This window comes from Nostocoides sp. HKS02, assembly GCF_009707485.1.
Classification (GTDB): domain Bacteria; phylum Actinomycetota; class Actinomycetes; order Actinomycetales; family Dermatophilaceae; genus Pedococcus.
This window is the reverse complement of the sequence record NZ_CP046121.1, coordinates 3,188,481-3,208,368: the sequence shown is the minus strand read 5'-3', so window position 1 is coordinate 3,208,368 and position 19,888 is coordinate 3,188,481. Positions and strand designations below refer to the sequence as shown.

Here is a 19,888-nt window from a genome sequence, read left to right as displayed (position 1 = left end):
GTGGTCTCAATCTAGGCCAGATTCTCCCGATTCGCGCTCTTTGGCCCCTCCTGTCGTCGAGTGACTAGTCCTTTTCGCTCGGAATGTCCTGTGGCGCCGGACGGGGGGTGCCGCTCGCGCCGTCCGCGCGTGGCTGTCAACAGGCCACGGGCACGGCCGGGGTTTGTCCACAGGGGGCCCTGTGGACCCAACTGGGCTAGTCACAGCGACCAGCGGGACGCGTATCCTCGCCACGCTGCAGGTGAGGGACCGGGCGCAGGCCGCGGACGCGGCATACGAAGGCGGGCGGTCGGCTGGGTCGACGCGGTCCGGCTGGCGACGACGGGTGAGGAGCTGATGTGGTGGAGGACGAGCGCGAGGTCGAGGACCGCGCCGAGGTGACCGCCTGCGTGGAGCGGTTCTTCGCGGCGTTCAGGACCGAACCGGGCCTGGACGAGCGGCTCGATGCACTCGCCGCGTCGTTCCTGCCGCAGGCGACGATCGCGCACTTCACTGCTGCCGGCGAGCTCGTGGTCGATGACGTGGCCGCGTTCGTCGAGCCGCGGCGGGCCTACCTGGCCGGCGACGCGGTGGCCGAGTTCCGGGAGTGGCCGCTGCCGGGCGACCTGTGGGTTCACGGCAACCTCGCCGTGTGGTCCGGGGCGTACGCGAAGAAGGGTCGAGGTCCGGACGGGCCACTCGCTGGCAGCGGCGCCAAGGTCATCCAGCTCGTGCGGGTCGACGGCGCGTGGCGGATCGCGTCGGTCGCCTGGGAGGACGACCAGCCCTCGTCGTGACCTGGCCCTGGTCGCCGGTCGGCGATCAGGCCAGTCGCCGGTCAGACCAGCGTGGCGCCGAGGCTGAGGAGCTGCTGCTCCACGAGGTCGAGGGCTCGCATGCTGTGCTCTGCGCGAGCGAAGACGAGCGCCCCCTCGGTCGAGGCGAAGAGCATCCAGGCGAAGTCGGCGGCCTTCGACGGGTCGACGCCAGCGGCCTCGAGCAGCTCGGTGAGGTCGGCGATCCAGAGCTCGAAGACCTTCCTCGCGGCGGCCCTGGCCGACTCTGACTCCCCGCTCACGGTCACGCCGGCTGTGGCGCACCCGGCCGCGAACTCGCTCCTGGTCAGCACGCCCCGCCACAGGTTGATGAAGCCGGTGACGATGCCGGGGACATCAGAACCACGCAGGGCGTGCAGGGGGACCCGGCCGTCGGTCGCCATGTAGTCCATGGCCGCGGCCACGATCTCGTCCTTGCCACCGGGGAAGTGGTGGTAGACCGAGCCGCGCGGCGCTCCGCTGCGCTCGAGCAGGTCGGCGATGGAGGTGCCCTGCACGCCGCGCTCGGCGATCAGCGTGAGCGCGCTGAGCACCATCCGGCGTCGCACGTCGCCAGCCAAAGTTTCACCCTCTCGACGGTTCCCGCGGACGGATTCTATGTTAACTTGCATAGATTCTATGACGCTCGTCATAGTCACCTTCTCGACTCGCCTGGAGCCCGCCGTGCCGATGATCGATGTGTATGCCGCGACCGGAACCTTCCCGGACACCGCCCAGCTCGCCACGGACCTGGCCGCCGCCGTGATGGCCGTCGAGGGGGTCCCGGACATCCCGATGTTCCGCAAGAACACTGCCGCCTTCGTGCACGACCTGCCGGCAAGCGCGCTCGCGAACGTGGACGGAGACAGCACGTACGTCCGCGTGCAGGTCCTGACCAATGCCGGCGCCCTCGACCGCGACAAGCAGCTCGCGCTCGTCCGCAGGCTCACCGACCTGGTCGCCGACGCCGCTGGGGATGCGACGCTGAGCGAGCGCACGTGGGTGCTGCTGACCGAGGCGCCCGAGGGTGGCTGGGGTCTGTGGGGCCACGCCCACACCAACGACGAGCTCGTCGCAGCCGCGCGGGCCGAGATCGCCAAGCTGCAGGCGTGAGCCCACCACGCTAGGTCGGGGGAAGTGCGCGGCAGCGCTGCGGCACACCTGGCGATCGGCCCGGCGAACCCGGGGCGGGCGGTCTCGGCTACTCTGGCCGCTGCGTGAGTGGCGGTACCTGCACGAGGCCTCCGGGTTTCGAGCGATCGACCCAGCCACGCTCGCCCTCGTAGCTCAGGGGATAGAGCACCGCTCTCCTAAAGCGGGTGTCGGCAGTTCGATTCTGCCCGGGGGCACTTTTACGTTTTCGCAGGTCAGAGGCCATTTTCACGCCTCGCCGTTGCTCTCGGAGTCTGACGATTTCGCAGGCCGGGTGCCCGCCGGGTTCCCAAGAGCCTTGTTGACCCGGTCCAGCGCCGCGCGGTCCGCGTCCGTCCCCATCAGATGCCCATAGGTGTCGAGGGTCAGCTTCGCCGTCGAAGGACCGAGCCAGGACGACACCGTCTTGATATCGACGCCAGCCGCGATCCACAGACTCGCTGCCGTGTGCCGCAGGTCGTGCGGACGCCTCCCGAGGCCGGTCGCATTCCAGTGAACGGACCGCCGCCAGTTCTGGGCATGGATGTATCCGCCCTCAGGCGCCGGGAAAAGCAGGTCGTTGGGTTCCCTGCCCTCGGCCGCCTTCAGGACCACCGGCAGCACCAGCTCTGAGAGAGGCACCATGCGAGACCGGCCGCTCTTCGTGGTGGCCCTCTCGATGACCGCACCCGTCAGCCCCGACTGAGGCACCGACCGCTTCACCACGATGCCCGGATATGGCACCGACACCACGTCCCGGACCCGGAGACCGCGGAGCTCGCCGAACCGGAGACCAGTTAGTGCCAGAACCAACGTGACCTCGGCACCCCAAGGCGACAGCTTCCGCTGCGCGTCGACAACATCGAGGAGTGCCGCGACCGTGAACGGATCGACCTCGATGACCTTCCCCGTCCTCGAGTCCGGGTGCGGCAGAGGCACGAGCTCGGCGGGCGACACCTGCAACCGACGTGTCTTGACGGCATACCTGAACAGACCCCGCAAGGTGGTCCGGACCCGAGCCGCCGTCCGCACCGACCGCGACACGGCCAGGTCGACCAAGAATCGCTCGACCAAAGGAGGCGTGACCGACGAGATCGGGAACTTCCCGAAGGCCGGCACGATGTGGACGCGGAGCGCGCTCTCGTCGGACTCCCAGGCCCGTACCGACACCTGTCCCTTGCGCGCCTCCCGAAACTCGTCGGCCAGCTCGCGCACGGTGATCCGACCGGCAGCGGGAGCGACGAACTCCCCCGAGTGCAGGAGCCGCTTCTGCTCGACCTCCCACCGCACCGCATCGCCGCGACGATCGAACGTCCGATCAGCGACGACCCGGCTGCGGTATTTCACCTGCACACGCCACCTCCCGTTGGGGCGCTTGATGATCACGCCGGTTCCTTCTGCGACTCCAACCACGCCAGCAGGTCCTTCGGCGTCCAGAAACAGCGTTTGCCGATCCTGATCGCCGGAGCGAACCGCCCGTGGTATCGCAGGTGATTCAGCGTTCCCACGCTGATGTGGCACCACGCCGCCGCCTCATCCGGGGAGAGCAGGATCGGAGCGTGGACGTCGACCTCTTCGTTCATCGTGATCCTCCCTTCAAGCCCCTGGGCTACAACCCTCATTTGATCCCGGTGGTTTCTGCATGGCCATCCTTCGTTGCTGTTGTGTGGACAACGGCGCTGCGGGGGCACTATGCGACCCAGTCCCACATCGAGTAGGATTGAGTCCTACTCCGATGCAGAGGAGGGTCATGAGGACGACTCGACAACTGAGCATCACCCTTCCCAACGAGATGGCAGACACGTTGGCGGAACGCGTGCGCTCGGGTCGGTACGCCAGTGAGAGCGAAGTGATTCGGGACGGGCTGCGTACCCTCTTCGCCCGTGACGCTGCGGTGGAGGCGTGGCTCCAGGACGAGGTGGCCACGGCTTACGACGCCCTGGTAGCCGACCCGTCCCGTGCGATCACGGGCCGTGACCTGCGAGAGAGACTCTCGGACCGAGACACCGGCCGGTGAGTCTGCGAGTCGTCTTCGCTCCCGAGGCCGAAACTCAGCTCGGCGAGCTGTATGACTACATCGCGAGCCGAGCCACGCCCGAGGTTGCCGGACGCTACGTCGAAGAGCTCATCGACTACTGCGAGGGCCTGGCGGTCTTCCCGACCAGAGGGTCCGCGCGAGACGACATCAGACCGGGCCTGCGCACGACGAGCTACAGGAAGCGCACGCTCATCGCGTTCGCCGTATCCGGGGAACGGCTGATGGTCGTCGGCGTCTTCCACGGTGGTCGTGACTACGAGTCAGCCCTGGGACTCGACGACTGACCGCGCCAGTGGAGGCGCCTGGGTGGCCGACCGCGAGAACGACCGGCGGCCACCCTGGGAGTCGCCTCACTGACCGAGCCGGCCCCCTCTCCGTCTGCCCACCTCGCCACCCTCGCTCACACCACTGGCTCCGTCCCGCCCCCCACTCCCGGCTGCCTCCAATCGCCGGCCCCGCGCCGTCCCGACCCTCGCCCGTCGCGCCCCTCTCATCCACCACCATCACCCCGCTTCACAGGTGGCGGACAAGCGGGCCACGTTCACCCGGGCCAACCTGCTGGCCGAGGCGCACCGGCAATTGCACGGGGTCCGGTTCGCCACCTCCGCCGACCGCATCACCGTGGCGGAACGGACCGCCACCTTGGCAGCGAAACGGGCGGTCATGCTCACCCCGGCCGAGGTCCTGCACGCGCCCGAGCACCTGCAGCGCGCAGACGGGTCGAGCATGCTGCGGCCCCGCAACAGCGAGGTCTATGCCACCCAAGACCTCCTGGACGCCGAGGCTCGCCTGCTCGCCGCCGGACAGGCTACCGATGCCCCTTTAGTGACAACATCGGTCGCGGCCCGCCTGCGGCGGATGGTCGCGCCCGGCAAGGATCACGTGCTGTCAGCGGAGCAGGCCCACGTCGTCGCTGCCGTGGTCACCTCAGGTCGTCGCCTCGACGTGCTCGTCGGCGCTGCAGGCACGGGGAAGTCGACCACCATGGCGGGAGTGAGGGCCGCGTGGGAGGCCGAACATGGACCCGGGTCGGTGGTCGGTCTGGCGCCGTCCGCGGCCGCGGCGGGAGTACTCGCCGACGCCGTCGGCGTGCCCACTGAAAACACTGCCAAGTGGATTACCGAGAACCAGCGCGGTACGGAGCGGGAGGCCAAGTTGCGACAGTATGCCGCGCGCCTAGCCGGCGGGTATCCCTCCCCAGCGACCCGACAACTGCAACTGCAAGCACGGGCGGAGCTGGCGGCCTACCGGCGGTGCGCGCTGCGGCCCGGGCAGCTGGTCATTGTCGACGAAGCGTCCATGGCTGCCACCCAAGACCTGGACCAGATCACCGCCGCAGCCACCGCGGCGGGGGCGAAGGTGCTGCTCGTCGGAGACTGGGCGCAACTGTCGCCGGTGCAGGCCGGGGGCGCGTTCAAGCTGCTGGCGGACGCGGCCGGCCTGGGTGTCGCGACCCTACACGACGTGTTCCGGTTCCGACACGAGTGGGAACGCGACGCGACACTGCGGCTCCGCGTCGGCGACGAGACGGTCGCGGAGGAGTATGCCGCGCACGGCCGGCTCGAGTCCGGGGTGCGCGCGGACATGCTGGACCTGCTGTTCGAGGGATGGCTAACCGACCAGCGGGCCGGGCGGGCCTCGCTCATGGTCGCCGCAGACGCGGACACCGTCGTCGAGCTCAACGCCCGCGCGCGAGCCTGGCGTGTCCGAGCCGGGCACGTCGCGCAGGATGGGGTGCGATGCAGCGACGGGACCGTCGTCGGGATGGGCGACGTGGTCGTGACCCGGCTCAACATGCGCGCCCTGACCACTGGGCGCGGCTGGGTCAAGAACGGCGACGACTGGGTCGTCACCGCCACCGGACAGTATGGGTCACTACGTGTGACCCATCGCGGCGGGCGCGCCACCGCGGTGCTGCCAGCGGACTACGTCCGCGAGCACCTCGAGCTCGGGTACGCCTCCACCGCACACCGGGCGCAGGGGCGAACCGTGGACACCGCCCACGCGTACGTCACCGCGACCACGCTTCGCGAAACGCTATACGTAATGGCGTCCCGGGGGCGTGAGTCCAACCTGCTCTACATCGACACCGCCCACGAACCGGACTCGGCGACCGCGCATGCCAATCCCGAGAGAGTCGAGCCGGTCGAGGTCCTGCAGAAGGTCATCGCCGCGAGCGGTGCCGAGTTGGCAGCCCACGAAGTGCGCCACAAAGAGCAGATGCACACCCAACGAACCCGGAGTCGCGCGGCAGCGATATCGCCTGGCGCGTGGCCGTCTGTCTCACCGGGTCACCAGTTCTCGCCCCATACGTGCTCGAGATAGTGGTAGCTGGATCTGCTCGACGCTATGTGTACCGGTGGCGAAGTCGTCTCAGGGATCGCTCGGGCGTCGTTCTCCGAAGAACGGCCGCAAGTAGCGGCGGAGGTCAGGGTCGCAGACGTAGACGTAGGTGCCCTGGATGCCACGTGTGAGGAGAACGGCATAGATGTTCCGGACGTACTCGAGCAACTTCTCGTCGCCGTAGGTGAGCCCGAGTTGTTTGTTGTTGGCCTTGCCGTTGCGGTCGTAGTACTGGGAGCGGTCAAAGTAGATCCGCCCCTGGCTGGGGTCAAAGCGCAACTCTCGGCCGATGACAACACCTGCATAGTTGAGGTCGTAACCCTGGATCGTGTGAATCGACCCCATCTCGTCGCGGGATGACTTGGAGTTAACCCAGTCGACCGGGCGGGTGTTCCACTGGATGTGCTCGCTGTCGATCACGATGTCGTACGCGCCACGGTCCTGCTTGCTCACCCATTCCCACGCGTACCCCGCCACAAGACGTGCAAGACCAACCTCGTCGTCGCGCTTCAAGATGTCTCGCCGCATCTCGCCGAAGTCGTCGTAAAAGCGCAGGTCGTACTCGCCGAAGTCTCTTGGCTGCATGGGCACGCCTGCCAGAATGCCTCGCACGAAACCGACGTAGTCGGTGCCGGCTCGCACTCGGTGCTGGGCGGTCAAGCGATAGCCTCGCTGTGCGCGGTGGGCTCCATCGACAAGCGCGTCGACGATCTCAGCTGGGATGTCCGCGGGCCTGACGCTCTGGTCGCGGTCCAAGAGGAAGACCTGGTTGGCGCTCTTGGCAAAGATCCAATCCAGCTGTGTCTTGGCCTTGTCATCAGTGCCGAACAAGCGCCTTCGTGATCTCGGCGTACTCCTTGTTGCGCGGCCCCGAGCCCTGACTCGCGCGCTGGGTCAGACGGTGGGCTTCGTCCACGAGCAGCAAGTCAAAGCGACCTGGATCCTTCCCGACGTCGAACGGCGAGAGGACCATCCCTCGGTTGAGACCCGGCGTCTTGTCGAACACTTTCTGAATGGAACGGCGCAATGACTGTTGGGGAACGACGAGGCCCACACGAAACCCCGCCAGCATGTTCGAGGACTCCTCGTCGAAGAATTCCTCGAACACCGACAGCTCGGCCCTTGGCTGGGCCGGGTCGTAGTCACGGATGTCGCACAGCAGCTTGATGAGGAAGATCGCGACGATGGTCTTGCCGGTTCCCGGCGACCCCTGGATTACGATCGTGCTGGCGTCACTCCGGTCGATGTCATCGAACAGACCCTCCACGATGTCGAACACCACCCCGAGCTGATCCTCCGACAAGGCCTTGAACGGTGAGAGCTTGAACAGATCGCTGTTCTCGATCTCGGTAATGCTCTGGGTGAAGAGCCCGCGCTCCCGCAGCGCGTTGAAGACCTCCGCGAACGTTTTGCGATAGACCTCCCGCCGGTAGTAATCGGCGTCCGTGATGCCCTCGTTGCCGTTGATCACGGTATACCGACCGTCACCGGCGAACAGGCGGATGAGGAAGGACTCAAGGTCAAGGCAAACGGACTTGTTGAACGTCTCGTCGACGACAACGCGCGCCCGGCCGAGCGCAGCCTTGTTCGCGCTCTCCAGGTGTTGGCGGAGCCGCATCGCGACGTTGAGGGACTCCCCCACGTAGATCTGCCCGGACCCGTCAAGGGCGTAGACGACGGGCCAGTTCCTCAGGCGGGGGTCGGTGCCGGACCAGAGCCGGACTGGCTCGCGGGCCAGGTCGACCTCGAGGATCTCAAAGCCGGTCATACTTCGTGGACTTCCCCCGGGCCTGGTCAGCTGGGTACTTCGAGCGGCTGCTCTGCAGCTTGTCCGCCACAATCCTGTCTGCGTCAACCTCGAGCCGGTCCGCCATTAGGTAGCAGTAGGTCAGAACGTCGGCCAGCTCCTCGACGAGCCGGGCTTGGTCGGCATCGCTGTTCCATTGAAAGCACTCCAAGAGCTCCGCGGCCTCGATCGAGATGCTCTTTGCGAGGTTCTCTGGCGAGTGGAACTGGCTCCAATCGCGCTCGCTCACGAACGCGCGCAGTTCGGCCAACACCTTGGGATCGGGCATGGCCATGACCCTAGCGTCGGCGACGCGGTCGTTTTGGCGGTTACCACGGATGTCTTCGAGTTCGGCGACGAAGCCTCTGCGCTTCATGGCCTCCCGGCGATTCCTGCGTCCGACGCCGCGAGATTGGCGAGAACACTGGGCAACTGGCGAGACGACCTTGCCCAGCATTGGCGCCCGTCGCTGCTCCTACGCGTCTTGGCGGACGGCTTGAAATCGCACTGCGCAGTGAAGAGCACCTAACACTCATGGATCCACAAGAAGCGTTACGGGCCAGTGGACCCGATCTCTCCATCTAGCAGCCCAGTCGGCTGTCCGCGCCCGGTCCAACTACATGGGCGACGCTGTGCGTCGTAGGCAACTTCTCACTCGTCGAGTTGACTGTGCGTCCTTGCGCCCACTAAGGGCGCCACACGAAGGATGGCACGTTCGGGGCGTGGAGAGGACACAGGAGGCAGGCGAACTAGATTGGCCGCATGGACGTGGAAGGACTGCTCAAGGCCGGGCTCGCAGTGGCCGTGCCTCTCCTTACCGCCGTTGGCATCGGCTCACGCCGATCTCGCCTGAGGAACGAGATCCGCGAAAACTTGGCTCTCGTTGAGGAAGTGCAAAAGCACGCCTTGTTGAGTGACCACACTCTGTCTGCCGCATGGCTTCAGGGACGCATCGCGACTGACATCGCCAGACTTACGGGCCAGACAGGCGGGAAGCGCAAGAAGCCGGTTCAAAAGGGATCCGCAGTCGTGGCGCTCGTGTTGGCGTTGGCCTTCGGTTACTGGACATGGTTCATCGACCGCAACGATTTCGTCTGGTATTCCGTCTTTCCTGGCACGGTGTCCGCACTCATGGCCATCTCCTTCTGGGGCCACTTCGTTAATCGAGACCTGATTGACGACTCGGACCTCCCTGCGGGCGCCCATGCGTTGGCTACGGACGACGGCGACGAACAAATTGCCAACTCGGTGATCCTCGCCGCCACGGGCGGGATCGACGATCGGTTCAATGACGGTGGGCAAGTCGACGTGGTGTTCCGCTTCTGCAGGTTCGCGCAGTCGTGGCAGTTCGAGGAAGCCATCAAATTGGCCGACGCCAACTGGTTGGAGTGTCGCCTTAAGGCGTGGCTGTGGAACAACAGGTCCGTGTTCGGCGACGATCTAATGAAACTGGACTCACTTGTTGATGAGGCATTGCGAGATCGAAGCGCCAGTGAAGTTTGGCGAGACTTCGTCGAGACCGAGAACCGGTCGATCAATGAGGCTTGGGGGAAGATCGACTTTGATCAGATGGGAGCTGGAAGCCGTCGGCGCAGGGTTGCACCCGACTACGACGTGGTTATCCTCGCGCCGGTAGGGAGCACGGGGGGCTACTTCGTGGAGTCCGCCGTCCAGCTTCCAAAGGCTCTGCAGTTCTTGGTGCACCGACTCGACGATCATTGGCTAGTGGCCAACCACATCGCGACGGCGGCGCCCGTGCCTACGTGGCCACCGACTTGGTGGGCTATCGGCGATCCAGCCCTCGAGGAGCTCGAGCACTAGTGGATGCCACCGCAGCGACGTCGGGGATCGCCAAGCGTCCGATCACCTTTGGTGACTCAACCGGGCTCTATGAGAAACGGCGGACCAACGTTTTGGTGAAGGGCCGCTCAAAGCGCAGTCGCCGGGACGAGGGTTGGACAGTCTCAACGAGTGTTGTGAAGCTGGGTGCCTTTTCTGGCTTCGCATGCCAAGAGTGCGGAACGGCGCACAGGCGGGGCCCCGAGAGTTTGATGCATACTTCCGGGGCGGGATGTGGCATTGCCAGTCGTGTCAGGCAGAGGAATCTCTCTCACGAAACCAGTAATAATCCGGAGTAGGCTGGAACTATGCACTTTTGTCCTGTCTGAGAGGTAGCGGCCTTCCTAGGCCGTTTGGCCGGCGGAGTCACCTGTCGACCTCAGGGATAGCAAGTCGTCCAATTCCTGTTCAATGGCTCGCCCAACGCGGTCAAGATCCAAGCGCGCGTCGTCCATCGGCCTGTCAGCGTCCAGGTGCCGCATCACGACGTCCACTGCTTCGCGTACATCAGGATGGCGGGACGCGAAACGCAGGGGCCAGCGCGTTATCGCTAGCGTCTGCGCGAGCTGTAGCCCAATCGCGCGCTGGATCGGAGTCCACGGTGAATCGCGCGGCAATATTGCCCCTAGCCACGGCATCGAGCACGGACACGCTCATGGCGTCGAAAGCATTCACCAGTCGCTGTGCCACCAACGCGGTTCGCCTTTCGCGATCAGCGGCCATCCGCTCGTCGCGCTCCTGCGCTGCCTGCCGTTCACGCTCTTGGCGTTCCCTTGCCCAGAGAGAGCGACTGCCGAAATAGGTGGCCGCTGCGCCAACCACGGCGCCGCCAACCGTCCGTACCACTTCTGCATAAAGCGGCTATCACGTCGGGCCGCTGAGTTACGGAGATCATGGCCGCGATACTCGCGTCTGCCCCAGTCTGGGATCGGCTTGGGAGGGTTACAGGTCGTGGGCAGAGCTCACACCTTGCGGCTAAAACAAGCGAAGGGGGAAGTCTTCGCGGTCTCGCCATTTTCGAGCATTCAACTTCAACATGGCACAGGGGTAGGGCTCTCCGTCAAACTCGCACTGTTGCCTGGTGTCGGCTGAAACGAGTCCGTGCGTTGCGCCGTGCTTCTGCATGGCCGCGATCAGGCGCGTTGCCTCTTCCTCTCCTTCTGCATCGCCCCCTACCTGGGCCTCGGAGAGATCGTCGTGCAACCTCTCAAGGACATACTCCTGCGGGTCGATGTACTCACGTTCTTCTCCGAAGGTCATGCAGGAGGATTGCATGCCCCTCGTCCGGGCGCACGTCCGCCCAACAGAACTGCGGCCACGTTTTGAGACTCCCACCAGACCGAGCGCCCCGTCGCGAAGGCTCTGGGCAAGCGCCTCGCTCAGGAGTACACCCGGACAGGCGCCCCCGCGGGATGGTCCACGTTTAGCCTCAATCCTTGGCCAAGTCCCAGGTCATCAATCTGATCCTCCCGGGCGAACCCGTGGTTAGGCAACCCGCGACGACTCAAGCGTTTCGCTCTCGAAGGCACGCAGGTGCGGGCTAAGGTGGCGCGGCGGCATCTAGCGGACACTTGGGGAGGAACCACATGGGCGACCTGACCCCTTGCGCTGTCGTTGTGGATAGTCGAAATGCGCGCGGACAGAGCCGGAAGGCCTTCGGTTGGCCACGGCACATCACTATCGAGGGAATCCGGTCAGCGCTCAACCTGTATGGACTCGATCCTGTATCGATAGATGTTGGGGTGGCGACACGCTCAATCGATAACCGCCCCAGCGTCAAGGTCGCACATCTGTTGGCTAGCAACGCGCGGTACGCGGAGCAATTACGTTCGGGTGGAGCGAACGTGCTTGAGGGCTACCTGGTCGAACGACGTTCTAAGGGCAAGCCGGAAGAGAAGCAGATTGACGTGCTTTGCGCGGTGCAAGTGTGTCGTTTAGCGGACGCAATCCTGTCCGAGCAGAGCACGGCCAAGTGCATCGTGATCATGTCCGAAGACATGGACCTGATGCCTGCGTACGAATTTGCCCTTGAGCGCAAGGTGCCGGCGTACGCGGTCGCGTTCGACACGGTGCACAAGCGGGACCAACAAAGGGAATGGATCCTACTGTCTGAAGAGGCGTTGCGGCTCATCCACGAACCTCTAGGTCGACAGGTTGGCTCGGGGCTGCGCACCCGACTTGCCACCATTGCAACGTCTTCCGAGCCACGACAGCTTCGCTGGACGGTGCACGCGCCGCCGGACGATGCAGGTCAGTTCCTGATGCGTACCAGTTTGGGAGCGCCCGGGCTTTGGACGCCGGGAAGGTCTGTCGAGGTCGGTGCCAAGATTGATCTGTACGCCAAGGGCTTGCGGATCTATCCGACGGACGGTGGACGATTCCCCCACCTCATTCTGTCCGAGGACGCTCCCTCTGGACCGATGCCAGAGGTACAGACCGCCGAGGTCCTGTACTGGCAGGGGCCGACGGCGGCGAAAGTGCGAACGTTGGCGGGCGAAGAAGCGAGCCTTCGCGTTCTACCCGGAACGCTTCTTCCCGGACAGCGCGTTGCGGTGTTGCGCCATGCGACCGGTCCCGATCCGGCGACGTACCTTGTCGGGCCGCTCGAAGGTCGTCCGGCGATCGCAGGCTGGTCAAGCCAGGACACTATCGCTCGCGTGAAGTTAATCGCAGACGCCCAGGGCGCGTGGTATCCAGGTGAGGTGCTAGGAACGACGGACCGCGTGATGGTCCACGCAGCCTTCCTCGACCACGCTCGAATTGATACTGAGCTCATGGCGTTCGTGTGCGGCGTTCACGATGGCGCGAGCCAGCCAGCTGTGATGCCGATCACCTGCTGCCTGCCAGCTTGGTAAAGACACGGTTGTAGTTTCGCCAATGCGCTTGACGAGTGCCACCGTCAATACTGATAGTGGTAGCGCGCACGAAAGTGACGCGAATAGCTGCGCCGGACGTATGGGCCGGTAGATGGGGAGTCAGCCTACGGGCTGACTCCCCATCTGTCTGTCGCGGGCCGATCGTCTGTCGCGTGTACGTCGACCCTCGTCACAACGATGCTCGGCCCCGAGGTTGCGGGTGAGCTGGCGGAGCGTCTGGAGGCTCACGGGGTTATTGTTGCTGATCCGGTGTCCGAGGCTCGGGAGTGATCTGGGAGCGACCAATCCGCCTCCGTTCTTTCGGCGCGGGTGCGCTGCTCCCCCGCGTAACACCGCCGCTTCGAGGCCGGGGCTAACGTCGTTGGGTCCGAGTGCCTGACCGCGGTGGCGGCGGGCGGGGTCGGGCCGTTCATGCTGTCGCCGCATGAGGTGAAGCCATGTCGGAGTCAACAGTTCTCTTGCCCTTTCAGCCCGCATCGATGTCGACTGCGCAACTCGCTGCGGTGTCGTACCTGGCCCGTTACTCCGGGCACACCCACGGCTTGTACGAATACCAGCTCCGGGAGTGGTTTTCGTGGTGCGAGGTTCACGGCCTCGACCCGCTAGTGGCCGTCCAACGCGCACACGTGGAGTTGTACATTCGGCAGCTCGGTGACCGCGGGCTGATGGACTCCTCGGTGGTCACCATGATGCACGGCGTGCGGGGCTTCTTCCGGTTCGCACATATTGACGGCCTGATTCCGTCCGACCCAGCTGTCTACGCGAGGCTGCCGAAGGTGCACCGGGATGAGTCGCGCACTCAGGGACTGGACCGGCTCGAGCTGATCCGGTTCCTGCAGGTCGCGCAGACCATCACTGTTCACCACGGCGCGTTGGCGTTCCTGTTGGGCATCAATGCCCTCCGCGCCTCAGAGGCAGCGGCCGTCCGGATCGAGGACTACGCCGAGACTCTGCGCGGACATCGGGTGCTGCACCTGGTCGGTAAGGGCAACAAACCAGCCACCATGCCGATCACCGTTCCGGTGCTGCGCGCCCTGGAAGCCTGCCGCGGCGAGCGGACCAGCGGCCAGCTCATCATGCGCCCGCTCACGGGCAATCCCGTCGACCGGAGGGACGTCTACAGAATGGTCGCCCGGGTCGCGAAGGCTGCCGGCATCCCGCGACACATCAGCCCCCACTCGTTGCGCCACGCCGCGATCACCACCGCCCTGGACGCCGGTGTGCCGCTGCGCGATGCGCAGATATTGGCCCGTCACGCCGACCCAAGGACGACCGAGCACTACGACAGGGCTCGCGGCAACCTCGACCGCCATGGCGTCCACTTCCTGACGGCCTACGTGGCCGGAGTTTGAGGTCGCCTGAGGCCGCCCTCATTCAAAAGGCTGGCCAGGCGGGCTCTGTAGGTGCGGAGTTCGTCATAGGTCAATGACACCTGCGCTCCGGCAGCGCGCCTCGGCGCACCAGCGACACTGAGCCTCTTGGATGCAGTTGCGTCAACGCGCCGAGTGCCATGCGCAAATGCGTTCCGCACAACGGCGAGTTCCACCGCCCCACTCTCGCCGTCCTTGACGGCGGTCCAGTCGGCGCCGGCACGACGAAGGAGCTGCGCACCCCAGTGCTCGACGCCTTTCGGCGCCCTGTCCAGTCCGAGCTCGTCGATTGCCGCGGACTCGGCAAGCGCGTAGCTATGAATGAGCACCGAGGCGTACAGCATCTCCTCGTCTGCCACCGCCTGAACATGTTGGTCCAAGCGGGCCTTGTACCAACCGTCCCCCACCCTCACCTTGAGTTTGGCCTGATCACGATTGGCCAGTTCCAACGACTCCCAAAGGGCGCGCTCGCGGGCGAACGCCAGACGAGCACTTTCAAGGAATCTCGTCAGCTCAGCCCAGCTGTCCCAAAGACTCGACATTGGCCTACCTCATCAGAATTGCCGCTCGATAGACCGCCAATCGAACGAAACCTGTCGATCGCCGCATGCAGCAAGCACGCACGTTCTCGACCGATAGCTCCAGTAACCGCGCAGGGTAGATACGCAAGCCGGACTACTCCTGCAGATGTGCGGGGGTAGGTTCTGCTTTTCAAGGAAGGGACGATCCGTGGAGCCAACGCAGCAGGACCTCAAGGACGCCGGCTGCTGGTTCGACAGCGATAGGGCTGGCACCCCCGAGATGACCGCCTTCAAGCGAGAAGCGCGATGGCGTCAGCATCGGTGGGCCGTCGACACGATGGGAATCAGGACGTTCGGCACGCACCGTGGCCGCCAGATCGACCCGGATGTCCCGGCCGAAGAGATCTGCAACGGAACCAAGCTCGTTCCACGGGACGCTGAGGCCGGCAGTAACTTCCTCAATCCCACCATTCACAAGATCGCCAGGGATCGAGCCGAGGCGCACGAGGATCATCAGACGCTTGACGCCACCCGACTCCATCGGGGACCTGCTGTCCTCCATGCCGATGGCCTTCAACCTGTTTGGCGAAGCGTCGCATACAGATAACGACGAGGCACGGTCCCGCCTCGGAGCGCTCTTCGGAGTCGAAGCAGCAGGCGACAGCGACATCGTTTTCGAGTGGTCGCCCGGCCGCCGCCAACCTGCGTACACGCGCGACCGAACCGCATTTGACGTGGCGCTACGCATCGGTGATCCAGCGGGTCCTCGGACCGTCGTCGGGATGGAGACGAAGTACCACGAGCACTCGCTGAAGGAGAAGATCCCCAGCGGACGGAACCCGCAGGCGGCTCTCCGGTACCAAGAGCAGACTGATTTCCTCGTCGCGATCGCGGAAGAGTCCGGAGTATTCAAACCAGGTTGGCAGGACCGCGTCCTGACCACGGACCTCAGACAGATCTGGCGCTACCACCTACTGGCACTCTCCATGCGGCGCCACCCTCAACTCTGGACAGCCCAAACCCGGTACGCGCTGCTCTATCCCGAGCGCAACGCGAGCTTCCGAACCGCCACGCGCGCCTACGCTGATCTTCTGGCCGATACAACGGGCAGCTTCCAAGCCGTCACCATCGAGCGGATCATCGCTGCAGCATTTAATGATGTCAGCCCGACCAGGGACCAATTTCGCAGTCGCTACCTCTGGTAAGCGAGACCCCTTGGACATCGATCCGTGTGCGTCTTTGCGCCGCATTTTGGGTGGCTCATGGCTTACGAAGCAACTAATCGACGTCACGAGGTCGAAGATACGAGCGGCTCAGTGGCGCAAAGCCCTGGCCAGGGTGTACCAGGGCCCGGAAGGATTTAGACCCAAGTGCTCCGCCACCTGGTCGGGGTCAGAGCGAGTCGCCCCCACTCGGTAGAGGCGGAGCAGGAGAGATTGTGGATCCTGATCAAGCACCGACAAGGGTATTGCGACGGCCAATCGTTCTGCACCCTCAGAGCGGCATGCGTTGCAGTACAAGAGCAGCCTGCCCGGCGCCGCCGAGTGTTCGCCGCCGGTGACCAGCCACTGCGCCGGGCGACCGCAACGGGCGCAAGGGCGATCGGCTGTGGTCGGTGGTGGGGTCTTTCCGTCCGACGACATGGCGGCGACGTCTTCACGCCGCCCAGCATCAGTCGACGTTGGTGGGTTGTTGGCTTCGTCGCGCCGAACTGTGGACGGTGCGAACAATTCACCGGCAGGCTTGACCACAGTGCCCTGAGCGTCGCGAATCTCGATGTCCTGCGGCTGCCACACGAATCTGGACTGGGCTGGCGCTCTCTCGGACTCAGCGGAACGTACTGCGACAGCGCCCGCGAGGAGGGGTGACGTAGGCAGTGACGGGTCATCGCAGTTGAGGTAGATGGTGACGGCTCCGCTCCCTTGTCGAAGGGACTTGACGGACCTGTTGAGCAAATGCGTCATTTCAGGGGCTGGGCTGCCGGCGAACCCGGTCCGCGCCGGCTGATCGTCGGCTGTGTAGTCGCGGTCCCCGGGAACCCGTTCACGCCAATACTCGATGCGCCAAACCCCGCGGGTGACTCCTCGATGCACCGCGACGGCGTACTTCGCCCGCCTGGCCTTGGGTCCCAGAACCCACCAACCCCTTGTGGCTTCGTACAGATCGCCCTCGGTCATCGCGGGTGTCCAGAGCTTGGGGATCTTGAACATCACCAAGGGTTCATCCACCTCTGGCAGAGGCGGCGCATCATAAATACTCGCAGCCACCCAGGTGCTAGCCAGCCCATAGAGCTGGCTGTGGTGACCGGACACCGCATTGGTGAGCTCGAGTCCGACTGCGCGCATCGCGTCGATGACCGCGGCCTCGACAAGGTAGGCCGTCTGCTCAGTTGGGATGTGATGGCGCACCAACTCGGTGACCACCTGACGACCATCCTCGTGGATCACTCTGATGCGCGAAAGCTTGGGCTTGTCAGTATCTGGGAGAGTGTCCGCGTCCTGAGCGTGCTGGAAGACCCGATTGCCTTTGCCCTTGCCGACATAGAACACCTCGCCGTTGCGGGGGTCGCGCAGCAAATAGACGTACCAGCCGATCTGCTCCTGAACGTACGGACTGAACGGCCCGTCCAGCGGCAAAAGGTCGTCGTGTGGGGTGCTGGCCATCGTGTTCTCTACCTCAACTGTGCTCCACGCGTAGGCGCACGTGTTGGCACGCTATGTCACGAGAGCGACACAAGCACCACACACGCAGAAATCGCCTCACTGGCTGAAGTGACCTCAGGGATCAGAACAGGCCCTTCCACACCAGCGAGCCAAGCAGCACGACCACGATTGTGGCACCGATAAAGCAGCGCCCCGTCGATGCCCTTCTGCCGTTCGGACCAAGAACTGGATTCGGGGGCCGGTAGTGGGACGTCCTCAGCAGGTCGATCGGTGTCTCTCATGAACATTGCCTTTCGCCCGAGCCCCGGCCTTCCACGAAAGTAGAACGCCGGTGGTCCCCGCGCATTCGCGCCGACGCCCGTGGTTTCATCGCAGCTCCGGACCAACATCCCAGGCGTAAGAGAGGTGCCGATCATGCAGCGATGCGCCACGTAAGGGGCACCGCGCGAAGCCAACCACGTATGCGTCATTCCGCCGCCTGAAGGTCGTAGCCTTTCGACGCAGACGATCAATGTCGGTCTACCCGTTCTGACCGGGATGATCGACGTTCCTGAACAGATAGAGCCCCATCGTTATACCGCTCACGGCGGTCTGCTGACCTGAGCTCATGAACTTGTCACGACTGCTTTCGGACGTGACGATGAAGACATGCCCCACGTGCTCCAGGTGCCACCCGACGGCTTCGATGGCGGCCAGCGTTCCGGCATGCGATTTCGATGAGCCTCTGGCGAGGTTGAAGTTGTTTCCGCCGAGGACTGTGCTGTCTCTTTGCGACGAGCCGACTTCGAGCTGCACCTCAAAGAAGCCCTGGCCCTGCTGCTTGGCGACAGTTGCCTGACCCACGGGGCTCTTCAGGAACTGTTGACGTTCCCGCTCCTCGTTAGCCGCCGCGCGGGCGGCCAGCTTCTGCTGCTCTTCGGCGGCCTTCTGCTCCGGTGTCCTTCCGAATGCCATCGGTCCTGCCCCCTTCAGATCCACGACGAGGGGCCAAGGCTAACTCTCGATCACTACCGACGGGGGGAGTTCGCGCCCTCCAAGCTGCGTCACACCGCCGCCTGTCGGGGCGAAAGCGAACTTCCGCTCATGCCGATGAGAGTGCGTTCCACAAGGCCAAAGGATGGGGCGCTGGACTCGCTGCTTCGTAGGGCTGCCTAGTGAGCGAGCCCCAGCTGTTCGCGTACGGCGGCGACCGTGGGGCTGTAGTGGCGCCGGTTCATCAGGCGAAGGTCTTGCATACGAGCCATAGTCAGGAGCGGGGTTAGATCCCCGTCGTCAATGGTGGTCGAGCCGTAGAGGTAGAGCCGTTCGAGGTAGGTGAGCCCCGCGATGGGGCGAAGGCTCTCAAGGCTGCCGGCTTCGCTGACATCGAGTTCTCGAAGGCCGACCAAGCCGCTCAGGTCGGAAAGGGAGGTCAGACGGCGGCACGATGCGAGGTCCAGGCGGGTGAGGACGGGTGAAGCCAGTTCGGCGAGGGCCGAGGTGTCTTCGAGGAGTGCGCCGTAGATCCCCAAACGCGCTAGCCAGGGCATGGTCTGGACGCCATCGAGCGAGCGAACCCGCGGGCGTTGCTTCATCTGGAGTGATCGGAGCGACGTCAGATGCTGCAATGGCTTCAGATCGATTTCGGTGTAGGGGCTGAGAAAGAGTTCCTCGATCCGTTCGGCGTGGTCGACCGAGCTCTTGATCTGGTCCCAGGCGCAGGAGAGGACTGTCAGCCTCGGCAGGAGCGCTAGGTCGATATGCGAGCCCGGCGCTGACTGGACGCGAAGCTCTTCGAGGGAGTTGCCCAAGTCGTGGATGGGAGTGAGATCTGAGATCCCGCGGTCCAAGACATTCAGTCGGCGTAGCGGCAAACGGCCGACGAAGTCGAGGCCCGGGCCCTCGAAGCCGCGAGCGTAGTTAGCCACGAGCCCGTCCGCGCCGCTCTTGATGAAGGCGTCGTGGAGCGCGGGGGTCCACTCGGTCTGCACGTCAAAGTCAAGACGGCCCGCAGCGTCCTCAACGATCTCGAATCCAGAACTCACGGACGCATCATCCACTGGTGCGGAGGCATGTGGGCCCGCAATGCCGAAGCATCCGCTCGTGCCGATGAGCGCGCACTCGCAGGACGACGCGGCTCAACGCTGTTCCGGTGAACCATGGCGTGCCTTGGACCTCAATCGTGATCGCGCCAGGGGATACCCGACACCATGGGCGCGATCCACGGAACTTGGACTCGACGTTATGCGGAGAGGTTGAGGTCACGGACCAGACGTTGTACTGAAGCCCGTTCCACGGAACCCGAAATGCTGATTGCCAGAGGTGCGCTGAGTTGCTGTTGGAAAACCACTACTGAGCATCCGCTCAGGCCGCGGTCAGGGCGTGTCTTTCCACCGCCTATGCAGTGAGTCTTGGCTCCGGGCCAGCCACAACGAACATGCACTCAGCCTGGCCGGCGAACTGGCGACGACAAGACCTCGACGAGGCCCAGCGGGTAAGTCACACTCGTGGGAGCTGGCTGCAGCACCCATAGAGTCAGGTACCCGAG

Annotated in this window: 21 protein-coding genes and 1 tRNA gene; 11 read left to right on the top strand and 11 right to left on the bottom strand. The window is 64.6% G+C overall.

Features of this window, described 5'->3' with window-relative positions:
* Positions 1-338: 338 nt before the first annotated feature.
* A complete protein-coding gene (locus GKE56_RS15505; RefSeq protein WP_154685306.1) occupies positions 339-776 on the top strand; it encodes a DUF4440 domain-containing protein in 438 nt (145 codons plus the stop codon).
* A gap of 41 nt (positions 777-817) precedes the next feature.
* Here the strand turns inward: GKE56_RS15505 and GKE56_RS15500 are convergent, their stop codons facing one another.
* Positions 818-1,375, bottom strand: a complete 558-nt coding sequence (locus GKE56_RS15500) for a TetR/AcrR family transcriptional regulator (protein WP_195908169.1) — start codon at positions 1,373-1,375, stop codon at positions 818-820.
* A 58-nt stretch (positions 1,376-1,433) separates the two neighbouring features.
* Here GKE56_RS15500 and GKE56_RS15495 point away from each other — a divergent pair, with 58 nt between their 5' ends.
* Together GKE56_RS15495 and GKE56_RS15490 are read left to right on the top strand one after the other, a co-directional pair.
* A complete protein-coding gene (locus GKE56_RS15495; RefSeq protein WP_195908168.1) occupies positions 1,434-1,907 on the top strand; it encodes a tautomerase family protein in 474 nt (157 codons plus the stop codon).
* 163 nt (positions 1,908-2,070) lie between these two features.
* Positions 2,071-2,143, top strand: a tRNA-Arg gene (locus GKE56_RS15490).
* A gap of 31 nt (positions 2,144-2,174) precedes the next feature.
* Here the strand turns inward: GKE56_RS15490 and GKE56_RS15485 are convergent.
* The gene (locus GKE56_RS15485; protein WP_195908167.1) at positions 2,175-3,140 is read right to left on the bottom strand and encodes a site-specific integrase; all 966 of its coding nucleotides are present in this window, start codon (positions 3,138-3,140) and stop codon (positions 2,175-2,177) included.
* Between the two features lie 167 nt (positions 3,141-3,307).
* Positions 3,308-3,508 (bottom strand): AlpA family transcriptional regulator, encoded by a 201-nt coding sequence (locus GKE56_RS15480; RefSeq protein WP_195908166.1) that lies wholly within the window; start codon positions 3,506-3,508, stop codon positions 3,308-3,310.
* Positions 3,509-3,567: 59 nt separating this feature from the next.
* On the opposite strand from GKE56_RS15480, the gene GKE56_RS18390 reads away from it, so the two are divergent.
* The 3 genes from GKE56_RS18390 (at position 3,568) to GKE56_RS15465 (ending at position 6,288) form a co-directional block, all read left to right on the top strand.
* The gene (locus GKE56_RS18390) at positions 3,568-3,942 is read left to right on the top strand and encodes a type II toxin-antitoxin system ParD family antitoxin (protein ID WP_370518421.1); all 375 of its coding nucleotides are present in this window, start codon (positions 3,568-3,570) and stop codon (positions 3,940-3,942) included.
* Positions 3,939-4,247, top strand: a complete 309-nt coding sequence (locus tag GKE56_RS15470) for a type II toxin-antitoxin system RelE/ParE family toxin (RefSeq protein ID WP_154685301.1) — start codon at positions 3,939-3,941, stop codon at positions 4,245-4,247. The genes GKE56_RS18390 and GKE56_RS15470 overlap by 4 nt, the downstream gene beginning before the upstream one ends.
* Before the next feature lie 235 nt (positions 4,248-4,482).
* Positions 4,483-6,288 (top strand): ATP-dependent RecD-like DNA helicase, encoded by a 1,806-nt coding sequence (locus GKE56_RS15465; protein ID WP_230209020.1) that lies wholly within the window; start codon positions 4,483-4,485, stop codon positions 6,286-6,288.
* A gap of 48 nt (positions 6,289-6,336) precedes the next feature.
* Here the strand turns inward: GKE56_RS15465 and GKE56_RS18385 are convergent, their stop codons facing one another.
* The 3 genes from GKE56_RS18385 to GKE56_RS15455 are packed head-to-tail and all read right to left on the bottom strand — an operon-like array spanning position 6,337 to position 8,381.
* Entirely contained in the window at positions 6,337-7,137 is an 801-nt protein-coding gene (locus tag GKE56_RS18385; protein WP_370518420.1) for a DNA/RNA helicase domain-containing protein, read from the bottom strand.
* Positions 7,124-8,074 (bottom strand): DNA/RNA helicase domain-containing protein, encoded by a 951-nt coding sequence (locus GKE56_RS18380; RefSeq protein ID WP_370518419.1) that lies wholly within the window; start codon positions 8,072-8,074, stop codon positions 7,124-7,126. Before GKE56_RS18380 ends, GKE56_RS18385 begins: the two co-directional genes overlap by 14 nt.
* A complete protein-coding gene (locus GKE56_RS15455; protein WP_154685839.1) occupies positions 8,061-8,381 on the bottom strand; it encodes a nucleotide pyrophosphohydrolase in 321 nt (106 codons plus the stop codon). Before GKE56_RS15455 ends, GKE56_RS18380 begins: the two co-directional genes overlap by 14 nt.
* A 473-nt stretch (positions 8,382-8,854) precedes the next feature.
* Here GKE56_RS15455 and GKE56_RS15450 point away from each other — a divergent pair, with 473 nt between their 5' ends.
* Positions 8,855-9,913 (top strand): hypothetical protein, encoded by a 1,059-nt coding sequence (locus tag GKE56_RS15450; RefSeq protein WP_154685299.1) that lies wholly within the window; start codon positions 8,855-8,857, stop codon positions 9,911-9,913.
* A gap of 993 nt (positions 9,914-10,906) precedes the next feature.
* On the opposite strand, the gene GKE56_RS15445 is transcribed toward GKE56_RS15450, so the two are convergent.
* The gene (locus tag GKE56_RS15445; RefSeq protein WP_154685298.1) at positions 10,907-11,191 is read right to left on the bottom strand and encodes a hypothetical protein; all 285 of its coding nucleotides are present in this window, start codon (positions 11,189-11,191) and stop codon (positions 10,907-10,909) included.
* Positions 11,192-11,517: 326 nt separating this feature from the next.
* Here GKE56_RS15445 and GKE56_RS15440 point away from each other — a divergent pair, with 326 nt between their 5' ends.
* On the top strand, positions 11,518-12,786 hold the full coding sequence (locus tag GKE56_RS15440) for a hypothetical protein (RefSeq protein WP_154685297.1): 1,269 nt from the start codon (positions 11,518-11,520) through the stop codon (positions 12,784-12,786).
* 458 nt (positions 12,787-13,244) lie between these two features.
* Positions 13,245-14,159 carry a tyrosine-type recombinase/integrase gene (locus tag GKE56_RS15435; RefSeq protein WP_154685296.1) on the top strand — a complete coding sequence of 305 codons (915 nt, stop codon included), beginning with the start codon at positions 13,245-13,247 and terminating at the stop codon, positions 14,157-14,159.
* Here GKE56_RS15435 and GKE56_RS15430 read toward each other — a convergent pair.
* A complete protein-coding gene (locus tag GKE56_RS15430) occupies positions 14,141-14,719 on the bottom strand; it encodes a hypothetical protein (RefSeq protein WP_154685295.1) in 579 nt (192 codons plus the stop codon). The genes GKE56_RS15435 and GKE56_RS15430 overlap by 19 nt on opposite strands.
* A gap of 145 nt (positions 14,720-14,864) precedes the next feature.
* Here GKE56_RS15430 and GKE56_RS18375 point away from each other — a divergent pair, with 145 nt between their 5' ends.
* Together GKE56_RS18375 and GKE56_RS15420 are read left to right on the top strand one after the other, a co-directional pair.
* Positions 14,865-15,305: a hypothetical protein gene (locus tag GKE56_RS18375; RefSeq protein ID WP_370518418.1), complete on the top strand. Its 441-nt coding sequence runs from the start codon at positions 14,865-14,867 to the stop codon at positions 15,303-15,305.
* Positions 15,220-15,903, top strand: coding sequence for a hypothetical protein (locus tag GKE56_RS15420; RefSeq protein WP_195908164.1), 684 nt, complete (start codon positions 15,220-15,222; stop codon positions 15,901-15,903). The genes GKE56_RS18375 and GKE56_RS15420 overlap by 86 nt, the downstream gene beginning before the upstream one ends.
* A 108-nt stretch (positions 15,904-16,011) precedes the next feature.
* Here GKE56_RS15420 and GKE56_RS15415 read toward each other — a convergent pair whose 3' ends face one another.
* From GKE56_RS15415 to GKE56_RS15405, 3 genes are all read right to left on the bottom strand, one after another.
* Positions 16,012-17,361, bottom strand: a complete 1,350-nt coding sequence (locus GKE56_RS15415) for a hypothetical protein (RefSeq protein ID WP_154685292.1) — start codon at positions 17,359-17,361, stop codon at positions 16,012-16,014.
* A 519-nt stretch (positions 17,362-17,880) separates the two neighbouring features.
* Positions 17,881-18,339: a hypothetical protein gene (locus GKE56_RS15410; RefSeq protein ID WP_154685291.1), complete on the bottom strand. Its 459-nt coding sequence runs from the start codon at positions 18,337-18,339 to the stop codon at positions 17,881-17,883.
* Positions 18,340-18,512: 173 nt separating this feature from the next.
* Positions 18,513-19,385, bottom strand: a complete 873-nt coding sequence (locus GKE56_RS15405) for a hypothetical protein (protein WP_154685290.1) — start codon at positions 19,383-19,385, stop codon at positions 18,513-18,515.
* Between the last annotated feature and the right edge of the window lie 503 nt (positions 19,386-19,888).